The sequence below is a fragment of the Pseudomonas sp. PVC-3-1 genome (assembly GCF_057444315.1).
In genome coordinates this window covers 3,271,629-3,290,720 of sequence record NZ_CM172023.1, presented here as the reverse complement: position 1 = coordinate 3,290,720, position 19,092 = coordinate 3,271,629, and the positions used below count along the sequence as shown (strand labels likewise).

General features: G+C 64.2%; 19 protein-coding genes. 11 read left to right on the top strand and 8 right to left on the bottom strand.

Annotated elements, in window-relative coordinates; genetic code table 11:
* Positions 1-9 precede the first annotated feature (9 nt).
* Positions 10-1,356 carry an NCS2 family permease gene (locus tag AC2T4A_RS15500; protein WP_348586734.1) on the top strand — a complete coding sequence of 449 codons (1,347 nt, stop codon included), beginning with the start codon at positions 10-12 and terminating at the stop codon, positions 1,354-1,356.
* Positions 1,357-1,439: 83 nt separating this feature from the next.
* On the opposite strand, the gene AC2T4A_RS15495 is transcribed toward AC2T4A_RS15500, so the two are convergent.
* Complete coding sequence (locus tag AC2T4A_RS15495) at positions 1,440-3,233, bottom strand: ATP-binding protein (RefSeq protein ID WP_486741120.1); 1,794 nt, start codon at positions 3,231-3,233, stop codon at positions 1,440-1,442.
* A gap of 160 nt (positions 3,234-3,393) precedes the next feature.
* The gene (uraH, locus tag AC2T4A_RS15490; RefSeq protein ID WP_478379396.1) at positions 3,394-3,747 is read right to left on the bottom strand and encodes a hydroxyisourate hydrolase; all 354 of its coding nucleotides are present in this window, start codon (positions 3,745-3,747) and stop codon (positions 3,394-3,396) included.
* A gap of 407 nt (positions 3,748-4,154) precedes the next feature.
* Here uraH and puuE point away from each other — a divergent pair, with 407 nt between their 5' ends.
* The 5 genes from puuE (at position 4,155) to AC2T4A_RS15465 (ending at position 9,361) form a co-directional block, all read left to right on the top strand.
* A complete protein-coding gene (gene puuE, locus AC2T4A_RS15485) occupies positions 4,155-5,090 on the top strand; it encodes an allantoinase PuuE (protein WP_416748461.1) in 936 nt (311 codons plus the stop codon).
* The gene (uraD, locus tag AC2T4A_RS15480; RefSeq protein ID WP_478379397.1) at positions 5,087-5,602 is read left to right on the top strand and encodes a 2-oxo-4-hydroxy-4-carboxy-5-ureidoimidazoline decarboxylase; all 516 of its coding nucleotides are present in this window, start codon (positions 5,087-5,089) and stop codon (positions 5,600-5,602) included. The genes puuE and uraD overlap by 4 nt, the downstream gene beginning before the upstream one ends.
* 69 nt (positions 5,603-5,671) lie before the next feature.
* Entirely contained in the window at positions 5,672-6,178 is a 507-nt protein-coding gene (locus AC2T4A_RS15475) for an ureidoglycolate lyase (RefSeq protein ID WP_416748465.1), read from the top strand.
* 53 nt (positions 6,179-6,231) lie between these two features.
* A complete protein-coding gene (locus AC2T4A_RS15470; RefSeq protein ID WP_478379398.1) occupies positions 6,232-7,569 on the top strand; it encodes a urate hydroxylase PuuD in 1,338 nt (445 codons plus the stop codon).
* A 445-nt stretch (positions 7,570-8,014) separates the two neighbouring features.
* Complete coding sequence (locus tag AC2T4A_RS15465; RefSeq protein ID WP_486741119.1) at positions 8,015-9,361, top strand: nucleobase:cation symporter-2 family protein; 1,347 nt, start codon at positions 8,015-8,017, stop codon at positions 9,359-9,361.
* Between the two features lie 171 nt (positions 9,362-9,532).
* Here AC2T4A_RS15465 and AC2T4A_RS15460 read toward each other — a convergent pair whose 3' ends face one another.
* Positions 9,533-10,750 (bottom strand): methyl-accepting chemotaxis protein, encoded by a 1,218-nt coding sequence (locus AC2T4A_RS15460; protein WP_486743685.1) that lies wholly within the window; start codon positions 10,748-10,750, stop codon positions 9,533-9,535.
* A gap of 488 nt (positions 10,751-11,238) precedes the next feature.
* A complete protein-coding gene (locus tag AC2T4A_RS15455) occupies positions 11,239-11,580 on the bottom strand; it encodes a hypothetical protein (RefSeq protein WP_416748473.1) in 342 nt (113 codons plus the stop codon).
* A gap of 191 nt (positions 11,581-11,771) precedes the next feature.
* Here AC2T4A_RS15455 and dusA point away from each other — a divergent pair, with 191 nt between their 5' ends.
* Together dusA and tal are read left to right on the top strand one after the other, a co-directional pair.
* Positions 11,772-12,776 carry a tRNA dihydrouridine(20/20a) synthase DusA gene (gene dusA, locus AC2T4A_RS15450; protein ID WP_486741118.1) on the top strand — a complete coding sequence of 335 codons (1,005 nt, stop codon included), beginning with the start codon at positions 11,772-11,774 and terminating at the stop codon, positions 12,774-12,776.
* Between the two features lie 62 nt (positions 12,777-12,838).
* The gene (tal, locus tag AC2T4A_RS15445; protein ID WP_486741117.1) at positions 12,839-13,759 is read left to right on the top strand and encodes a transaldolase; all 921 of its coding nucleotides are present in this window, start codon (positions 12,839-12,841) and stop codon (positions 13,757-13,759) included.
* Between the two features lie 65 nt (positions 13,760-13,824).
* Here tal and rssC read toward each other — a convergent pair whose 3' ends face one another.
* From rssC to AC2T4A_RS15425, 4 genes are all read right to left on the bottom strand, one after another.
* Complete coding sequence (gene rssC, locus AC2T4A_RS15440) at positions 13,825-14,307, bottom strand: anti-sigma factor antagonist RssC (protein WP_017517513.1); 483 nt, start codon at positions 14,305-14,307, stop codon at positions 13,825-13,827.
* On the bottom strand, positions 14,304-15,488 hold the full coding sequence (rssB, locus tag AC2T4A_RS15435) for a two-component system response regulator RssB (RefSeq protein WP_416748479.1): 1,185 nt from the start codon (positions 15,486-15,488) through the stop codon (positions 14,304-14,306). The genes rssC and rssB overlap by 4 nt, the downstream gene beginning before the upstream one ends.
* 181 nt (positions 15,489-15,669) lie before the next feature.
* Positions 15,670-16,374 carry an MlaA family lipoprotein gene (locus AC2T4A_RS15430; RefSeq protein ID WP_416748481.1) on the bottom strand — a complete coding sequence of 235 codons (705 nt, stop codon included), beginning with the start codon at positions 16,372-16,374 and terminating at the stop codon, positions 15,670-15,672.
* Positions 16,375-16,543: 169 nt separating this feature from the next.
* A complete protein-coding gene (locus AC2T4A_RS15425) occupies positions 16,544-17,260 on the bottom strand; it encodes a UTRA domain-containing protein (RefSeq protein ID WP_486741116.1) in 717 nt (238 codons plus the stop codon).
* 112 nt (positions 17,261-17,372) lie between these two features.
* On the opposite strand from AC2T4A_RS15425, the gene pcrP reads away from it, so the two are divergent.
* The 3 genes from pcrP (at position 17,373) to AC2T4A_RS15410 (ending at position 19,036) form a co-directional block, all read left to right on the top strand.
* Complete coding sequence (pcrP, locus tag AC2T4A_RS15420) at positions 17,373-18,116, top strand: HAD superfamily inactivated hydrolase PcrP (RefSeq protein WP_416748485.1); 744 nt, start codon at positions 17,373-17,375, stop codon at positions 18,114-18,116.
* The gene (locus AC2T4A_RS15415; RefSeq protein WP_236170775.1) at positions 18,113-18,694 is read left to right on the top strand and encodes a phosphonate degradation HD-domain oxygenase; all 582 of its coding nucleotides are present in this window, start codon (positions 18,113-18,115) and stop codon (positions 18,692-18,694) included. Before pcrP ends, AC2T4A_RS15415 begins: the two co-directional genes overlap by 4 nt.
* 78 nt (positions 18,695-18,772) lie before the next feature.
* Positions 18,773-19,036, top strand: a complete 264-nt coding sequence (locus tag AC2T4A_RS15410) for a DUF4404 family protein (protein WP_024763885.1) — start codon at positions 18,773-18,775, stop codon at positions 19,034-19,036.
* Positions 19,037-19,092 lie beyond the last annotated feature (56 nt).

The window sequence follows — 19,092 nt, the reverse complement described above, 5'->3', positions numbered from 1 at the left end:
AGTACCGCTGTGGAAAGCACCAAACAAGAACAACAAGCCTTTGCATCCAGTCCCCCCGCCACCGGCCTGCTCGAACGCCTGTTCAAGCTCAGCCAGCATGGCACCACCGTGAAGACCGAACTCGCCGCGGGTCTCACGACCTTCATCACCATGGCGTACATCATCTTCGTCAACCCCAACATCATGGCCGACGCCGGTATCGACCATGGCGCCGCCTTCGTCGCGACGTGCCTGGCCGCGGCGCTCGGCTGCTTCCTGATGGGCCTGTATGCGAACTGGCCGGTGGGCCTGGCGCCGGGCATGGGCCTCAACGCCTTCTTCACCTACACCGTGGTCAAGACCATGAACTACAGCTGGGAGATCGCGCTGGGCGCGGTGTTCATCTCCGGCATCGCCTTCATGATCCTGACCTTCTCGCGCATTCGCGAATGGCTGCTCAACAGCATCCCGGTCAGCCTGCGCTTCGCCATGGGCGCCGGCGTCGGCCTATTCCTCGGGCTGATCGGCCTGAAGACCGCCGGCATCGTGGTCGCCAGCCCCGCCACCCTGGTCCACCTGGGTGACCTGACCAGCCCCGGCCCGCTGCTTGCCGCGATCTGCTTCCTGATGATCGCGGTGCTGGAATACCGTCGTGTGTTCGGCGGCATCCTGATCAGCATCCTCACCGTCACCGTGGCCGGCATCGCCCTGGGTATCGTCCAGTTCGGCGGCGTGTTCTCCATGCCGCCGAGCCTGGCGCCGACCTTCCTGGCGATGGATATTTCCGGCGCGTTCAACGTGACCATGATCAGCGTGATCCTGGCCTTCCTCTTCGTGCACATGTTCGACACCGCCGGCACCCTGATGGGCGTCGCGCAACGTGCTCACCTGGTCCGTGAAGACGGCCGCATCGAGAACCTGTCGAAGGCGATGAAGGCCGACAGCACCTCCAGCGCTTTCGGCGCGGTGCTGGGCGTTCCGCCGGTAACCAGCTACGTGGAAAGTGCCGCGGGTGTCGCCGCGGGTGGCCGCACCGGCCTGACTGCCGTAGTGGTGGGCGTTCTGTTCGTCGCGGCGATGTTCTTCGCCCCGCTGGCCGGTATGATCCCCGCCTACGCCACCGCCGGCGCGCTGATCTACGTCGCCATGCTGATGATGGGCGGCATGGCCCACATCGACTGGAACGAGCACACCGAAACCATCCCGGCCATCGTCACCGTGATCATGATGCCGCTGACCTTCTCGGTCGCCGACGGCATTGCCCTGGGCTTCGTGACCTACGTGGCGATGAAGGTCTTCACCGGCCGCCACAAGGATGTGACCATCAGCCTCTATGCGCTGTGCGCGATCTTCGTGGCGAAGTTCATCTTCCTGTAAGACCCGCCCCTGCCCCATGAAGAAGGCCCCGATCAAGGGGCCTTTTTCATGGGGCAGGGATTTTCATGGGGCAGCGATCGTCGCTAGTGCGCGGAAGCAGGCAACGAGATCTGCACATTGAATTCCGAACCGACGCCAGGCTGGCTCTTCACATCAATCTGCCCGCCCATCAATTCCACCAGGCTGCGGCACAATGCCAGGCCCAGGCCGGTACCTCCGCTGCGTACACGCTCGTCCTCCAATGGGAAGGAAAACGGCTCGAACAGGTGCTGCTGATCCTCAACCGAGATTCCCGACCCGGTATCGACGACATCGATCTCGACGTTGACCATCGCCGCTCCCTGCCCCCGCGCGCGCAACCGCACCAGCACCGTCCCGACCTCGGTGTGCTTCACGGCGTTATCCAGCAGGTTGAACATCACCCGGCGCAGTCGCTGCGGATCGCCCCAGACGCGCGTCTGCAAGGCCAGGCCAAAATCGGTCTCCAGGCGGATTCCCTTGGCCCGGGCAGAATCTCCGATGAGCTCCAGTTGTCGTTCGAGCAATGTACGTACATCGATGTCCTCGGGCGCCAGCGGCAAGCGCCGGGACTTGGCGCGACTGAGCAACTGCAGGTCATCCAGCAGCGACAACAGGTTGCCGGTCAGCTTCAGCGCTACCGCCAGGGGTTCGTCACGCCGTGCAGAATCACTCTGGTTTCGCGCCAGTTCCAGCATCGCCAGGACATTCTGCAAAGGCCCCTGCAATTCGCTGCCCATGCCAGCCAGGAACTGGCTCTTGCCGCGGCTGATTGCATCGACCCGCGCGTTCGCGCTGCGCAGTTCGCGCACCAGTTCGTCGCGCCCGGTGACATTGATCGAGCCGCACAGCGCGCCCACCAGATTTCCCTCGCTGTCGCGGTAAGGCCGGACCCAATGCTGGTAGACCTCGCGCCCGTTCTGCGAGCGAAACTCCACATCCGCGTCAAAGGGCTCGCCACGACTGATCGCGTCCCTCAGTTGCCGGCCCAGCAGTTCTGCCTCGTGAGGGCTGGCAAACAATCCCAGGTCACCCACCATCTTGCCCACCACATCCTCCAACTGCAGCCCGAGCAGCTCCAGCGTATGGCGGTTGCAGAACAGGATACGGCCATCGAGCCCCCGGACAGTCATGGGATGGGGCTGTGCATCGAGCATAGTGCGCAGCAGCGCCAGCTCCTTCGCCTGCGCCGCCGACATGGGAGCCGGCTCCGCCATTGCGTCGGACGCATCGCCCTCCACCAACCCATGTCGGCGCCCGATATCCACCAGCTCGACCAACGACTTGGCATGCAGCTTCTGCATCAGGCGCACTTTGTAGGTGCTCACCGTCTTGTCGCTGATCGACAACTGATCGGCAATGGCCACGTTGCTCAGCCCACCCGCCAGCAACTGCAGCACAGTCAACTCGCGGACCGATAGCTCCTTGAGCAAATCGCCATGGCCTACCTCCTCCGCCATAGCGACACTTCCCAGCGCATGACTGGGGAAATAGCTGTGCCCCTGGGCGATCGCCCGCACTGCCTCGCGCACTGCCTGGGGGTTCTCCTGCTTGCTGACGAAGCCAGCCGCACCCGCCGCCAGGCAACGACCGGCGAAATACTCCGAGTCACGCGAGGTCAGCACCAGGACCTTCACTGTCGCACCTTGCGCCACCAAGCGCTGGATGACCTCCAGACCACCGAGCCGGGGAATCGACAGCTCCAGAATCATCAGGTCGGGACGACAGGCACGCACCTGCTGCAATGCTTCAGGCCCATTGTCGGCCTCACCCACGACCTCATGCCGATCAGCCTCCATCATCAGCCGCAAGGCATGGCGTGTTACCGGCTGCTCGTCGACGATCAGAATCCTGCTCATGACATCCCTCGAAATAATAACTCCCTGATTTCTAGTTCAAATCCTCGAGTCGCGCCTGCCTGCGCGCTGGTAAAGCAGAGTTGCGCGCAAAAAAAAGCCCGCAGTGTGGGCGGGCTGAGGAAGACTCCACGAAGAGTCCGGGGGAAGACCGGGGCGGGGACTAGCTGCCCCGGTAAGTCGAATAGCTGTAGGGGGAGATCAGCAGCGGCACGTGGTAGTGGTCGCTTTCCGAGGCAATGCCGAAGCGCAGCACGACCTGGTCGAGAAACGCCGGCTGGGGCAGCTCGACACCACGGGCACGGTAGTAATCACCGGCATTGAACAACAGCTGGTAGACGCCGGCGCGGAAGGCGTCGCCCTGCAGAAGCGGCTCGTCGCAGCGACCGTCATCGTTGGTCACACGGGTGGCGATCAGCTCCAGCTGCTGGCCTTCGACGCGATACAGCTCGATCTTGATGCCGTGGCCGGGGCAACCGTGGGCGGAATCCAGTACGTGGGTGGTCAGGCGTCCCATGGGCTTATCGGTGTCCTGCGGCGCAGCCGTCCGACACCTTCCTCCTCTGTCTTGTTGATGCGGATCGGCGGGTCACCTGGATGGCAGCCCGCGCGGTGTTTGGTTGCAGCGAATATACCCAGCAGCACGATTAATTGTATACAAAAAAGTGATTAAACTCTGCAAAAAGGCCCTACCACCCCCTTTGGAACCCTGGCCTCCAAAGGCCGAAACCACTGCCCAGGCGCTTCCGAACCCAGCACACCGCGCGTCCGGAGCCCATCGAACGCTGACGAACGGAATGAAACGACCGTTGCGCAGATTGTATTTACAGACCGCCTAACATTTTGTATACAATGCAGCCATCAACGGCAGCGCACAGTCCACCGACCCGGCGCCGACCGCCAACCACAAGAAGGAACACTGCAGTGAGCGCTGACTACCCACGCGACCTGATCGGTTACGGCAACAACATCCCCCACCCGCACTGGCCGAACGATGCGCGCATCGCCCTGTCCTTCGTCCTCAACTACGAGGAAGGCGGCGAACGCAACATCCTGCACGGTGACGCCGAATCCGAAGCCTTCCTCTCCGAAATGGTCGCCGCCCAGCCGCTCAAGGGCGAGCGCAACATGTGCATGGAATCGCTGTACGAATATGGCAGCCGTGCCGGCGTGTGGCGCCTGCTCAAGCTCTTCAAGAAGTACGACCTGCCGCTGACCGTGTTCGCCGTGGCCATGGCCGCCCAGCGCCATCCCGAGGCGATCCGTCAAATGGTCGCCGACGGCCACGAAATCTGCAGCCACGGCTACCGCTGGATCGACTACCAGTACATGGATGAGGCGCAGGAACGCGAGCACATGTTCGAGGCCGTGCGCATCCTCACCGAGCTGACCGGCCAACGCCCGCAGGGCTGGTACACCGGCCGCCTGGGCCCGAACACCCGCCGCATCGTCCGCGAAGACGGCAACTTCCTCTACGACTCCGACACCTACGACGACGACCTGCCCTATTGGGACCCGGCGAGCACCGCCGAGAAACCGCACCTGGTGATCCCCTACACCCTGGACACCAACGACATGCGTTTCACCCAGGTGCAGGGTTTCAACAAGGGCGACGACTTCTTCGAATACCTCAAGGATGCCTTCGACGTGCTCTACGCCGAGGGCGCCGAGGGCGCACCGAAGATGCTCTCCATCGGCATGCACTGCCGCCTGCTGGGCCGTCCGGCGCGCATGGCCTCGCTGGAGCGCTTCATCCAGTATGTTAAAGGTCACGAAAAGGTGTGGATCGCCCGTCGCGTAGAGATCGCCAAGCACTGGCACGAGAAACACCCGTTCAAAGCGCAGGAGAACCAGGCATGAGCCGCTTCCAGACACTGACCCCGGCCAGCCTCGACCGCGCCGCCTTCATCAACGCCTTCGCCGACATCTACGAGCACTCCCCGTGGGTCGCCGAGAAAGCCTATGACCTGGGCGTCGATGACAGCCTGAACGACATCGAACTGCTACAGCAGCGCATGGCCGACATCCTTCTGTCCGCCAGCCACGACGCGCAACTGGCGCTGATCAACGCGCACCCGGACCTCGCCGGCAAAGCCGCCGTGCGTGGCGAGCTGACCGCCTCCAGCACCGCCGAACAGGCCGGCGCCGGCATCCAGGATTGCACCGCCGAGGAGTTCGCCCGCTTCACCGAACTCAATGACGCCTACAAGGCCAAGTTCGGCTTCCCCTTCATCAAGGCGGTGAAGGGCAGCAACCGCCATCAGATCCTGGCCGCGTTCGAAGAGCGCATCCACAACACGCCGGAGCAGGAGTTCCAGACCGCCCTGGCGGAAATCAACAAGATCGCGATGTTCCGCCTGCAGCAGCTCTGAGCGAGCGGACCTTCACTCCCCTTCTCTCTGGAAGGGGTCCATGCGAACAACGAAATAAGAAGACCAGCCATGCGTACCCTGAAGATCGAGCCGTTGACCAAGGAAGCCTTCGCCCAGTTCGGTGATGTCATCGAGACCGAAGGCAGTGATTTCTTCATGATCAACAACGGCTCCACCCGCCGTTATCACAAGCTCGCCACCGTCGAAACGGCGCAGCCCGATGACAAGGCAATCATCAGCATCTTCAGCGCCGAATCCCTGGAGATGCCCTTGCGCATCCGCATGCTGGAGCGTCATCCGCAGGGCAGCCAGGCGTTCATCCCGCTGCTCGGCAATCAATTTCTGATCGTGGTCGCGCCAGTTGGCGATGTACCTGTATCGGGTCTCGCCCGCGCTTTCCTGTCCAACGGCAAGCAGGGCGTCAATTACCACCGCGGCGTCTGGCACCACCCGGTGCTGACGATCGAAAAGCGGGATGACTTCCTGGTGGTCGATCGCAGCGGTTCTGGCAACAACTGCGACGAGCATTTCTTCACCGAGGACGAACAGCTCCTCCTCGACCCCCAAGCAAACTAATAAGAGAGGCCCGCACACCGCGACGGCGGTATCCGGGCAAGAGGTAAAAAACTGTGGAAGCACATCTCATCGAATGGCTGAACCTGCTGGTCCGCTGGGTCCACATGATTGTGGGCATCGCCTGGATCGGCGCCTCGTTCTACTTCGTCTGGCTGGAGAACAACCTCAACCGCGCCAACCCGCGCGAGGGACTTTCCGGTGACCTCTGGGCGATCCACGGTGGCGGCATCTACCACCTGGAGAAGTACAAGCTCGCCCCGCCGAAAATGCCGGACAACCTGCACTGGTTCAAATGGGAGGCCTACTCCACCTGGATGTCGGGTGTCTGCCTGCTGACCATCGTGTTCTACCTGAACCCGACCCTGTACCTGATCGCCCCAGGCAGCGACCTGGCTCCGGCCGCCGCCGTCGCTATCGGCATCGGCTCGCTGATCGCCGGCTGGTTCGTCTACAGCACCCTGTGCGACTCGCCGCTGGGCAAGAAGCCCGCCCTGCTCGGCGCCATCCTGTTCGGCCTGCTGGTGCTCGCCGCCTACCTGCTCAGCCAGGTGTTCAGCGGCCGCGGTGCTTACCTGCACGTGGGCGCCATCATCGGCACCATCATGGTGGGTAACGTGTTCCGCGTGATCATGCCGGCCCAGCGCGCGCTGGTTAAGGCCATCGAGGAAGGCCGCGAGCCCGACCCGGTACTGCCGGCCAAAGGCCTGCTGCGTTCGCGCCACAACAACTACTTCACCCTGCCGGTGCTGTTCATCATGATCAGCAACCACTTCCCGAGCACCTACGGCAGCCACTACAACTGGCTGATCCTGACCTGCATCGCGGCGTTGGCGGTGATCGTGCGTCACTACTTCAACACCCGCCACGAAGGCAACGGCATGGCCTGGGCCCTGCCTGCCGGCGCCGTCGGCATGATCGCCCTGGCCTTCGTCACCGGCCCGAACTGGCCGAGCAGCGATGCTTCTTCCAGCACCGCTCAGGCGCCGAAGGTCGAGTACCAGCCGCTGCCGGAAACCGCCATCGGCGGCAAGACCCCAGCCGAACGCGCCAAGGACGAGGAAACCGCCAAGGCCGCCGCTGCCCAGCAGGCTCAGGCCGCCCCGGCCCAGGCATCCACTGCAGGTTCGACCGAAGGCTTCGACAAGGTCCATCACGTCATCCAGGAACGCTGCGCCGTGTGCCACTCGGCCAAGCCGACCAGCAACCTGTTCAGCACCGCGCCGGCCGGCGTGATGTTCGACACCCCGCAGCAGATCCAGCAGCTCGCCCCGCGCATCCAGGCGCAGGCCGTAGCCTCGCAGGTAATGCCGCTGGGCAACATCACCCAGATGACCCCGGAAGAGCGCAAGCTCGTCGGAGACTGGATCTCCAAGGGCGCCCAGGTTAATTGAGCCTGCGGCACGGCCAGGAAAACCGCACCTTCGGGTGCGGTTTTTTTATGCCCACGAAATGCCCGACACGCACCTCCTGTCTGAGCGAGCTTGCTCGCGAACACAACATCCCGACGCACCGGAACGACAGGAAGCACATCCATTCGCGAGCAAGCTCGCTCCTACGAAAAGCGCCCCCTGAAACAAAAAATGTAGTCCACTCGACCAATGGCTACAAAAACACCAAAGCCAGAGAACACGCGCCCTAGAGCCCTGCAGTACCATAGAGACGAAACGTGACCAGCGAGTTGTATACAAAAATCGATTGAACGTAATACACATCGCGTTTATAAAGTCCCGCACCGCTTCACCCGCTCGGCCCCGGGGGTGAGATCGGCCAGTACTTCCCGGTTGTCGTGCCCGTCCGGCAACCAGCGACTGACAACAATAAAAACCGAGGTGTTGCATGTCCGTGGTAACTGAGCGCTCCCATACCGGCTCGCCTGTCGACCAGCGTTTGCCCTTGCTGCAGCTGCTGCTGGTCGGCTTCCAGCACGTTCTCCTGATGTATGGCGGCGCCGTCGCCGTCCCGCTGATCGTCGGCCAGGCCGCCGGTCTGTCCCGCGAGGAAATCGCCTTCCTGATCAACGCCGACCTGCTGGTCGCCGGCATCGCCACGCTCGTGCAATCGCTCGGCATCGGCCCGGTGGGCATCCGCATGCCGGTGATGATGGGCGCCAGTTTTGCCGCCGTCGGCAGCATGGTCGCCATGGCCGGGATGCCGGGCGTGGGCATGACCGGCATCTTCGGCGCCACCATCGCTGCCGGCTTCTTCGGCATGGTCATTGCGCCGTTCATGAGCCGCATCGTGCGCTTCTTCCCGCCACTGGTGACCGGTACCGTCATCACCTCCATCGGCATGTGCCTATTCCCGGTGGCCATCAACTGGGCCGGCGGCGGCAAGGCGGCAGCCAACTTTGGCGCCATCGAATACCTCGCCCTGTCATCCTTCGTGCTGGCGGTGATCCTGCTGATCAACCGCTTCCTGAAAGGTTTCTGGGTCAACGTCTCGGTGCTGATCGGCATGCTGCTGGGCTACATCATCGGCGCCAGCATGGGCATGGTCAGCCTCGACGGCATCGAGCAGCGCCCCTGGTTCGACGTGGTCACCCCGCTGCACTTCGGCGCCCCGGAATTCCACCTCGCGCCGGTGCTGTCCATGTGCCTGGTGGTGGTGATCATCTTCGTCGAGTCCACCGGCATGTTCCTCGCCCTGGGCAAGATCACCGAGACCGAAATCTGCCCCAACCGTCTGCGCCGCGGCCTGCTGTGCGATGCCAGCGCGTCCTTCATCGCCGGTTTCATGAACACCTTCACCCACTCCTCCTTCGCCCAGAACATCGGCCTGGTGCAGATGACCGGCGTGCGCAGCCGCTACGTCACCGCCGCTGCCGCGCTGTTCCTGATCGCCCTGTCGCTGCTGCCCAAGGCCGCCTTCCTGGTCGCCTCGATTCCGCCGGCGGTGCTCGGCGGTGCCGGCATCGCCATGTTCGGCATGGTCGCCGCCAGCGGCATCCGCATCCTCCACGAAGCGGACATCGTCGACCGCCGCAACCAGTTGCTGGTGGCGGTGAGCATCGGTATGGGGATGGTGCCGGTAGTGCGTCCGGACTTCTTCGCCGCCCTGCCCCAATGGATGGAGCCGATCACCCACAGCGGCATTGCGATGACTGCGATCTGGGCCGTGGTGCTGAACATTCTGTTCAACATCCTCGGCGAGCAAGGCCGCGACGCCCTCTGCGGGCATCACTGAAACCCTTTCGCGGGCGTCTCCCGGACGCCCGTACCAAGCCGCGTCCTACTCCTTCGCGGCTTTTTTATTTCGGCGGCTCAAAGTAGGAGCAAGCTTGCTCGCCAACCAAACTCCACGGCGAGGCTGTTCGCGAGCAAGCTCGCTCCTTCAGGATGGCATGCATCCGAGCACTCAGGCTTCCGGACGGTAGCCCAGGCGCAAGCCGCCCCATTGGCGCCCACGCACGTAGATCGGCACCGAAAGGTCGTGCATCAGCTCGCCGGTATCACGGCAGTAGGTCTGCAACAGCATCGGCTGGTTATGGCTGCCACAGCGCACGCCAGTACGGTCGTTGAACAGGCGCTTGCTGCGACTCTTGAGCATGTCCACCTGCAGATCGCCGCAAGGCGGATGGCTGAACGCCTGGTTGTGCGTTGGCACGTAACCTTCAGCGGTGCAGGCGATGGCGAACACCAGCCCTTCATGGCGTTGCAGCAGGTCTTCCTGGATACGCGGCAGCACCTCGTCGGTGTAGCGGTCGAAGCGTGTGCGGAACTTCTGCGGGCGGGTGCCGGGCAGCGGCTGGTAATCGCGGTCGAACAGGTCCTCGGAGCCGATCCGCCCGGTGTCGATATCCGTCTCGAAACGCGCGCCGATAGCCTGCGCACCCGCGCGGGCGAGGTCATAGATGCGCTGGTGATAATCATCCAGCGCGACTTCGGCCAGCCGCTCGCTGATCATCTCCGCCTGGGTTTCCAACTGCACCGCCGCGTCCGCCAGCCGGTGCGTCTGCTCGTCGCTGGCGCGCAGGTCACCGCGCACCTGCTCGACGGCGGCAAACAGGCTGTCCAACTGGTTGCGATTGATCTCCGCGCCTTCGGCAATCTCGGTGATCTGGGTTTCCACGGTAGCGGCCAGCCCGGCGATGTCCTGCAACTGGCGCCCCGTGCTCTCCACCTGGCTGACACCCAGGCCCAGGTCATCGGTGAGCTGGCGGATCTGCTCCACCACCTCGCCAGTCTGGCGCTGGATATCCTCGACCATCTGCCCGACCTCGTCGGTGGCCTCGGCAGTGCGCCCAGCCAGCCCGCGGACCTCCTCGGCCACCACGGCAAAACCACGGCCATGCTCGCCCGCCCGCGCCGCCTCGATGGCCGCGTTGAGCGCCAGCAGGTTGGTCTGGCTGGCAATGGACTGGATCACCTGGGTGACGCGCTGGATCTCCTCGCTGCGGGCATTCAGCGTCTCGATCAGCGCGCGACTGGCGCTGGCACGCTGGCTCAACTGGTGCATGCGCTGGATGGCCGCCTGCAGCTCTCCACGCCCGGCATCGCTGCCGGCGCGCGCCAGGGTTGCGGCCTCTTTCGCCTGGCGCGCCAGGTTCGACGTGGCGCGCTCGGTGTGAATCATCACCTCGGCGCTGCCGACGATCTGCTCGGCGGCCAACACCTGGGACTCCAGCTTCTCCACCAGGCGCTGCACCGAGTAGGAAACACCGGCGGCGGACAGCGCGTTGCGGCTGGTCCCCTGGGACAGCTCGCGGGTCAGCTCGGCGACATCCGGCAACACCGCCAGCGCACCGGCGGCCGCGTTCTTTTCGCGAATGAACCAGGGCCCCCAGAGCAGCCCCGCCGCGAGCAGCAGGCACAACGACAGCGGCCAGCCGCCCAGCGCCTGGGCAATGAACAGCAGCACCAGGCCGCAAGTCTGCAGGGTAAGGATGAGGACGATACGCGGACGCGCGATATCCATGGCGGCAGCTCTCTTCTGGCGGGCCCGACCGCAGAGCAGCAGGCATGCTGCCGGGGAGCCCGATTATTCTTGTCAGAGCCATTAGGCCGCCTGCTTCTCGCGACGGCTATCGTTCCTTAGTGGTAGATACGACGCTGCTTGAGTCGCTACAGACAGCTGCGAGCCGCCTGCGTAATCGCATCGTCCGGGCTCGGCGCGTTGCGGCGATACAGCGCCACGTCGCTGCCTTTGTCTGCCGCTGTCGTCTCCAACAGCACCTCAGCGGTATCGCCCGCGGTGGCCGGCACCAACAGCCGATAGCCGAAACGGATTTCCTTCACCGTCGCCGAGGCGCGAATTGTCTGCCACTTCGGCAGCAGGCAGGTCATATAGACCGAAGGCGACTTTCCGCTCTCCAGCCGCAATGCCGGCGCCTCCTCCTTCAGCTTGCCCGGCGAGGTACAGGCGGCCAGCAGGATCAACGGAAGCGTCAGCAATAGGGGTTTCATCGGGTGAGATCCTTCTGTCAGGAACCCAGAGGGTAGCAGCTGAGCTGGCACTGACCGCCCTGTCAGATCAATCCCGACCTCGACCGCCTGCCGGTTTCCGTGCGCTGGGCGGGCAACCCCGGTAAAATCTCCGCCCTTTCCGCCGGCGCGAGCGATTTCGCGCTCCTTGCGAAGCCAGATACGACGTACCGATGACCATTGCCGCACCAACCGCCGCCAACCGCCCCGAGCCCTCCCGCCGCTTCAGCGTGGCGCCGATGATGGATTGGACTGACAGACATTGTCGGTATTTCCTACGCCAGCTTTCCAGCCACGCACTGCTCTACACGGAGATGGTCACCACCGGTGCCATCCTGCACGGCGATGCTGCGCGCTTCCTGCGCCACGACGAGAGCGAGCATCCGCTGGCGCTGCAACTGGGCGGTAGCAATCCGGCAGAACTGGCTGCCGCGGCGAAGATGGCCGAGGCAGCCGGCTACGACGAGGTGAACCTGAACGTCGGCTGCCCCAGTGACCGCGTGCAGAACAATATGATTGGTGCCTGCCTGATGGGCCATCCGGCGCTGGTGGCGGACTGCGTGAAGGCCATGCGCGACGCCGTGTCGATCCCGGTGACGGTCAAGCACCGCATTGGCATCAACGGCCGCGACAGCTACGAAGAGTTGTGCGACTTCGTCGGCCAGGTCCGCGATGCCGGCTGCCGCAGCTTCACCGTGCACGCACGCATTGCCATCCTCGAAGGCCTGTCGCCCAAGGAAAACCGCGAAATTCCGCCGTTGCGCTACGACATCGCCGCGCAACTCAAGCGCGACTTCTCGGAACTCGAGATCGTCCTCAATGGCGGTATCAAGACCCTGGAGGAATGCCGCGAGCACCTGCAGGTGTTCGATGGCGTGATGCTCGGCCGCGAGGCGTACCACAACCCCTACCTGCTCGCCCAGGTGGACGCCGCGTTGTATGGCTCGCAGGAGCCGGCCATTACCCGCGCCGAAGCCCTGGCGCGAATGCGTCCGTACATCGAGCGGCACATCGCCGAGGGCGGCGCGATGCACCACGTGACCCGCCATGTCCTCGGCCTGGCCCAGGGTTTCCCGGGCGCGCGGCGCTTCCGCCAGCTGCTTTCGGTGGACGTTCACAAGACCAAGGATTCTCTCGGACTGCTCGATCAGGCCGGAGAACTTCTCGCCGGTCACTGAGTCCCGTTGAGTGGCGCATCGGCCTCGGGTAAGGTCGATGCACTCTCTACGGAAGACGCGCCATGACCTCCAAGCTGGAACAACTCAAGCAGTACACCACGGTTGTCGCCGATACCGGCGATTTCGACGCCATTGCCCGCCTGAAGCCGGTGGATGCCACCACCAATCCGTCGCTGCTGCTGAAGGCCGCCGCCCTGCCCCGCTACACCGAGCACCTGGCCCGCGCCACAGAAGGCGCGCAGGGTGACGCAGGCCTCGCCTGCGACCGCTTCGCCGTCGCCGTAGGCAAGGACATCCTGGGTGTGATTCCGGGGCGCATCTCCACCGAAGTGGACGCCCGCCTGTCCTTCGATACCGAAGCCACTCTGCAGCGCGCCCACCGCCTGATCGACCTGTATGACCAGCAGGGCATCGGCCTCGACCGCGTGCTGATCAAGATCGCTTCCACCTGGGAAGGCATCCGCGCCGCCGAGCAACTGGAGCGCGAAGGCATCCAGACCAACCTGACCCTGCTGTTCTCCTTCGCCCAGGCGGCAGCCTGTGCCGATGCCGGCGTATTCCTGATCTCGCCCTTCGTCGGGCGCATCTACGACTGGTACAAGAAGGCCAACAACCGCGATTACGTAGGCGCGGAAGACCCGGGCGTACAGTCCGTCTCGCGCATCTACCGCTACTACAAGGCCAACGGCTACGAGACGGTGGTGATGGGCGCCAGCTTCCGCAATCTCGGCCAGATCGAACAACTCGCCGGCTGCGACCGCCTGACCATCAGTCCGGACCTGCTGCAACAGCTGGCCGATGCCCAGGGCGAACTGCCGCGCGCGCTGCAACCCGGCGGAGGCGAAGCGCGCCAGGTGCTGGACGAGAGCGCCTTCCGCTGGCAGATGAACGAAGACGCCATGGGCACCGAGAAGCTGGCCGAAGGCATCCGCCTGTTTGCCCGCGACCAGGAAAAGCTCGAGGCACTGCTCGCCGACCGTTGAAAACTGCGGACGAGCAAATGCAAACCGGCGCCCCAGGGCGCCGGTTTGCATTGGGGCTCATCGAATCAGTGGCGCTCTAGCGCGCTCACCAGGTCGTGGAAGGCCTCGCGGTTGGTCTCGTTCAGGCCCATCAGGATACGGTGGGCTTCAAGCACCTTGCCGCGCACCACCTCCTCGGACTGGTCCTGGGGAGGCAGATCGGTCAGGCAATCCGAGCACGGAATCGGGCGATCGACGATGTTGAACACCTGATCGAAGCCCATCGACTGCAGCAGCCGGGTGATGTCCGCGTTGGTGGTGACCAGCGTGGGCAACAGACCGACCTTCTGCCGCGAGAGAATCGACAACTTCGCCAGGAGGCCCAGCGTGGTGCTGTCGATGCTTTGGGTTTCCGTGAGATCGATGATGATCGCCGAGAAATTCAACGCGGCGAAGATTTTTTCAATGGTGGCATCCAGCGCCGAACACAGGGTCAGTCGGACTTCGCCCACGAACTTCAGGACAAATGAGCCATCCTGCTCGGCGAACTGGATTTTACCGGTACTCATGCAAGGTTCCTGCTCAACACCAGCAAGGCAATATCATCCGGCATCTCGGACAACTTGGCCAGTCCGAAGACTTGACGCAGGCCATCCAGAGTTCCGCCGGCGGCGACGACCTGCTCGGGCAGGGCCGTCTCCTTTTCCTTCAGCGTAGCCCCCGGAAGGACGTCGAGAATTCCGTCCGAGAACAGGGAAAGGCTGAAGGACTTGGGTAGATCGAGGACATGATCCTCGTAAGTCGCTTCGTCAAACAGCCCCACTGGCAGGCCGCGGCCATCCAGGTAACGGGCTTCGCCATCGACGTAGAGCACCGGCAACGGCAGGTGACCGCCGATACTGTAGGTCAGACGATCGGTCTCCAGGTCGATCACGCCGCCGAGCATGGTCACGTGCTTGCCCAGGTTGCAGTTGATCAACCCGCGGTTGATGTGACCGAGGACGTCCGACGGCTTGAATTCCGGCAACATGTCGTTGCGCTTGGATTCGTAGAGCAGCCGGGTGGTCATGAACTTCAGCAGCACGGTCACGAAGGCGGACGAAGCGCCGTGGCCGGAGACGTCGGCCAGGTAGAAGCCGATGCGCCGGGCATCCACGCGGAAGTAGTCAACGAAATCACCGGAGAGGTACAGCGACGGGATGATCTGGTGAGAAAACACCAGCCCCTCTGACTCCCACGGGGTTTCCGGCAGCATGTTCATCTGCACCTGGCGACCGGCATTCTGGTCTTCCTGGAGCAGGTTCAGGCTGGCCTGCAACTCGCGGTTGGCGGTTTCCAGCTTCTCGCGGTAGCGGCGGTTTTCCGAGCGCAGGAAGGCACGATCCAGGGCCCGGCGGACCGAATGCTCCAGGACGGCGAGGTCTTCCAGCGGCTTGATCAGGTAGTCGGCGGCGCCCAGGCGCAAGGCCTCGACGGCATCGCTCATGACGCCGGCACCGGACAGCACGATCACCGGGGTTTCCACCGCCATCTCGCTGACGCGACGGATCAGCTCGAGGCCGTCCATCTGCGGCATGCGCAGATCGCAGATCACCAGGTCGGGGAGTTCGTGCTCGAAGACTTTCAGGCCTTCCAGGCCGTTGGTGGCCTGTGTGACCTTGAATCCGCTGTCTTCCAGGTAGGCGGCGAGGCTTTCGCGGACGACGTCGTCGTCATCGATAATCAGCAGCGAGGCACTGGCTTTGTGCATGGGTCATCCAGGCAAACGGCGCCGGGGTTGTGGTTTGGCGCTCATTCTAGGGAACAGCGGCGCGGGTCGGTCGCGACAAGGCGCAGACACTACTCCCATCCGCTCAAGGGTTCAAGCAGGCGCCGCCCGCGCCACGAATGGCGCGGGCTGGAGGACAGGAATGGCCTGCGCGCAAGGCGGATCAGAAGTCGTCTTCGACCTCGCCATCCTTGACCTTGAACTCGCGGTTCTGCAGGTAGGCGTTGCGGATGAAGGTGTATTTGTCGCCGCTGATCAGCTTCTCGGACTTGAGCAGGTCGGCACGGGTATCGACCACGTTGACGCCGCGCAGGCTGTTACGCACCGATACATTATCGATGTAGGGGTACGGGCCGGTGTAGGCGTCCGGGATCAGCGAAGGGGCATCGCGCAGGGTGCTCGGGCCCAGCAGCGGCAGCATCACATAGGGGCCGCTGCCCACGCCGTAATGGCCGAGGGTCTGGCCGAAATCTTCGTCGTTGCGGCGCAGGCCCATGTGGGTGGCGACGTCGATGAAGCCAGCCAGGCCAAAGGTGGTGTTGAACAGCAGGCGGCTGGTGTCGACGCCGGCGTCGCGGAATTTCAGCTGCAGCAGGTCGTTGACCAGGTTCTTCACGTCACCGATGTTGCCGAAGAAGTTGTGCACGCCATCCTGCACGACATTCGGGGTGACGTACTGGTAACCCTGGGCCAGCGGCTTCAGTGCGTATGTGTCCAGGGTGTCGTTGAAGGTGAAGATCGGGCGGTTGACGCTTTCCCACGGGTCGTCTTCGCTGGCGGCCTGGGCCAGGAACGGGATCGTGGCAAGGCCGGCGGCGGCGAGCAGGCTGAAGCAGCGTTTCGTCCATTGGACGCCTAGTGGGCGCATCGGGAATTCTCCAGTGAATGTCGTTCGGGCCAGCCATGGCGGCCCCGCTATGCGGGCAGAGTATATAGAGGCGCAACGGTTTTGCAGACCCGGCGCGATCTCGCAGGATTTCGATTCGAGATCACGACCTGCCGTTTCGCTTGGTCCCAGTTGAAAGCATAGTGCCAGTTCAGTCCGGATACCGTGCGTCGATGACAATTTCCAATGCATCGGAACGCCAGAACTCCTGATCCCACTCCACCAGCCGGCCGTCCTCGATATAGCTGGCGCGCTCGACGTACAGGCCTGGCGAGCCCGGCGTCAGTTGCAGCGGCGTCGCGCGCGCTTCCACCAGCGCCGTGGAATGCATGGCCAGCTCGGACCGCGACAGGCTCAGGCCCAGTTGTTCGCGCATGACGCGGGTGAGCGAGGTATCCAGGCCATGGTCGAGCAAGCCCGGGCACCAACTCGCATCCAGGCTGATTTCCTCCAGCATTACCGGGCGCTCGTCGACCCAGCGACGGCGCAGGATGTGGATCACCTCGGCCTCTTCGTCCAAGCGCATGCGGCGCGCCAGGACTGGCCCTGCCATCCGACGCTCGGCGGTAAGCACCTCGGTGCGCGGCACACGCCCCTGGGCCTGGACGTAGTCCATGAAGCCCGTCGTGCGGGTCGGGTTGTAACGGATACGCGGTGGGGAGACGAACCAGCCACGGCGGTTCTCGCGGTACAGCACACCTTCGGTCTCCAACTGCTGCAAGGCCTCGCGCAGGGTTACGCGGGTGCAGCTGAAGCGCTCGGCCAGCTCGCGCTCCGCGGGCAGGCGTCCAGTCAGGGCGGCGCTGGCGATGTCCTGCGCGAGCTGGTCGCGAATGCGCAGGTAATGAGGCATGAGGTCGACCGGCATGGGCATCTTCCGCAGAAAGGCGCGGCGATTATAGCGAGACGGCGGCGGACTTCATCGGACCGTCACATTGCCCCGCTAGTCTGGCCTAGACCAATTATCAGAAAAGCCCACCATGCCTGCGACCGCCGACCTTCCGCGCTTCACGACCCTGCTGTTCGGACTCACGGGCGATCTGGTGGACTTCGGCGCAAGGACGCTGCCGGTAGCCCTGCAACGCACGTGCCCCGATTGTCCGCCGGAACGCTTGGCCAGCGCTCTCGCCCTGCCCCCGCAGGAGGCCCTGGAGCTAGCCCTGGGCCGCCGCGCCGAGCCCCAGGAACGCAGCCGCTTCCAGGCTGCGCTGGACGACGCAGCGCAGGTTCACGCCGAGGCCACACCCGGCGCCCTGGACGCCCTGCAGGCGCTGCACCAGCGCGGCGTGCCCTGCGCCTGGCTCGATGAGCTGCCCACTGCCACGGCTCAACATCTGGCTGCCGCACTGCACGACCACCTCGCCACCGGACTGGAGGTAGCCGGCCGCCAATGGCCCGCGCCGGACTCCTGCTGGCAGGCGCTGATGCAACTGGACAGTCCGCACCTGGACGGCTGCGTGCTGGTCAGCGGCCAGCCGCGCCTGCTCCAGGCGGGCCTCAATGCCGGCCTGTGGACCATTGGACTGGGCGCCAGCGGCCCGCTGTGCGGCCATGCACCGGGAGACTGGGATGCCCTTGGCAACCTGGACCGCGACCGCCTGCGCGCCCAGGCGACGCTGGGCCTGTACCGCCTCGGCGTGCACTCGGTCATCGATCATCTGGGCGAGCTGGACTCCTGCCTGCAGGACATCGCCGGCCGCCGCCTGAAAGGAGAAAAACCATGAAGCACGAGCGCCATCGCTTCCTCGACGAACTGGCCGAGCGCTTCGCCAGCCACGGCGCCGAGCCTTACGGCGAGGCCGTCAGCCAGGCCGAGCATGCGCTGCAGTGCGCCACCCTGGCCGAACGCGCAGGCTGTTCCGACAGCCTGGTGATCGCCGCCCTGCTCCACGACATCGGCCACCTCTACGAGGACCCGGAACTGATCGAGGAACAGGACCTGCGCCATGAAGAGTTCGGCGCCAGCCTGCTGCGCGAGCTGCTGCCCGAATCCGTCTGGCAGCCGATCCGCCTGCACGTTGCCGCCAAGCGCTACCTCTGCGCGGTCGATCCGGCGTACCACGCCGGCCTGTCCTGGGCCTCGCGGCAGAGCCTGGCGCTGCAGGGCGGGCCGTTCGACGAGCGCGGCGCCAGCGCCTTCCTCAACGCGCCCTTCTCCCAGGACGCACTGACCTTGCGCCGCCTGGACGACCTGGGCAAGGACCCGGCCATGCGCACGCCGGAGCTGGAACACTTCTTCCCGCTGCTCGAACGCCTCCTGCGAGTTGATCGGCATCAGGCAAGGGTGCGCGCGGCGAGTTAAGCTCAAAGGCATGGCGATGGACCTTTTCCCTGTGGGGCGAGGTCCATCTTTGGGTACGTACCGCAGAAGGACACCACCATGCCGACACAACGCCTCCAGGAAGAACTCCAGGCCCTGCGCGACCAGCTGGAACGTCAGCCGCCGCTGAACGCGGAAGAGCGCGAATCGCTGCAAGCCCTGATCAAGGACATCGAACTGCAGCTGGCCAACGAAGAGGCGCTGGCCGACGAGACCCTGATGGACAACGTCAACCTGGCTGTGGAGCGCTTCGAGGCAAGCCATCCGACACTGGCCGGCACGCTCCGCTCCATCGTGCAAAGCCTGGCGAACATGGGGATCTGAGCCCGGCTTTTGCGCCCAGCAGACATGAAAAACCCGGCTTCGGCCGGGTTTTTCGT

What these genes read in the sequence shown, in the direction of transcription:
- AC2T4A_RS15495 (WP_486741120.1), bottom strand. Translation starts at nt 3,233, where the DNA reads ATGAGCAGGATTCTGATCGTCGACGAGCAGCCGGTAACACGCCATGCC.
- uraH (WP_478379396.1), bottom strand. Translation starts at nt 3,747, where the DNA reads ATGGGACGCCTGACCACCCACGTACTGGATTCCGCCCACGGTTGCCCC.
- uraD (WP_478379397.1), top strand. Translation starts at nt 5,087, where the DNA reads ATGAGCCGCTTCCAGACACTGACCCCGGCCAGCCTCGACCGCGCCGCC.
- AC2T4A_RS15475 (WP_416748465.1), top strand. Translation starts at nt 5,672, where the DNA reads ATGCGTACCCTGAAGATCGAGCCGTTGACCAAGGAAGCCTTCGCCCAG.
- AC2T4A_RS15465 (WP_486741119.1), top strand. Translation starts at nt 8,015, where the DNA reads ATGTCCGTGGTAACTGAGCGCTCCCATACCGGCTCGCCTGTCGACCAG.
- AC2T4A_RS15460 (WP_486743685.1), bottom strand. Translation starts at nt 10,750, where the DNA reads ATGATTCACACCGAGCGCGCCACGTCGAACCTGGCGCGCCAGGCGAAA.
- AC2T4A_RS15455 (WP_416748473.1), bottom strand. Translation starts at nt 11,580, where the DNA reads ATGAAACCCCTATTGCTGACGCTTCCGTTGATCCTGCTGGCCGCCTGT.
- dusA (WP_486741118.1), top strand. Translation starts at nt 11,772, where the DNA reads ATGACCATTGCCGCACCAACCGCCGCCAACCGCCCCGAGCCCTCCCGC.
- tal (WP_486741117.1), top strand. Translation starts at nt 12,839, where the DNA reads ATGACCTCCAAGCTGGAACAACTCAAGCAGTACACCACGGTTGTCGCC.
- rssC (WP_017517513.1), bottom strand. Translation starts at nt 14,307, where the DNA reads ATGAGTACCGGTAAAATCCAGTTCGCCGAGCAGGATGGCTCATTTGTC.
- rssB (WP_416748479.1), bottom strand. Translation starts at nt 15,488, where the DNA reads ATGCACAAAGCCAGTGCCTCGCTGCTGATTATCGATGACGACGACGTC.
- AC2T4A_RS15430 (WP_416748481.1), bottom strand. Translation starts at nt 16,374, where the DNA reads ATGCGCCCACTAGGCGTCCAATGGACGAAACGCTGCTTCAGCCTGCTC.
- AC2T4A_RS15425 (WP_486741116.1), bottom strand. Translation starts at nt 17,260, where the DNA reads ATGCCGGTCGACCTCATGCCTCATTACCTGCGCATTCGCGACCAGCTC.
- pcrP (WP_416748485.1), top strand. Translation starts at nt 17,373, where the DNA reads ATGCCTGCGACCGCCGACCTTCCGCGCTTCACGACCCTGCTGTTCGGA.
- AC2T4A_RS15415 (WP_236170775.1), top strand. Translation starts at nt 18,113, where the DNA reads ATGAAGCACGAGCGCCATCGCTTCCTCGACGAACTGGCCGAGCGCTTC.
- AC2T4A_RS15410 (WP_024763885.1), top strand. Translation starts at nt 18,773, where the DNA reads ATGCCGACACAACGCCTCCAGGAAGAACTCCAGGCCCTGCGCGACCAG.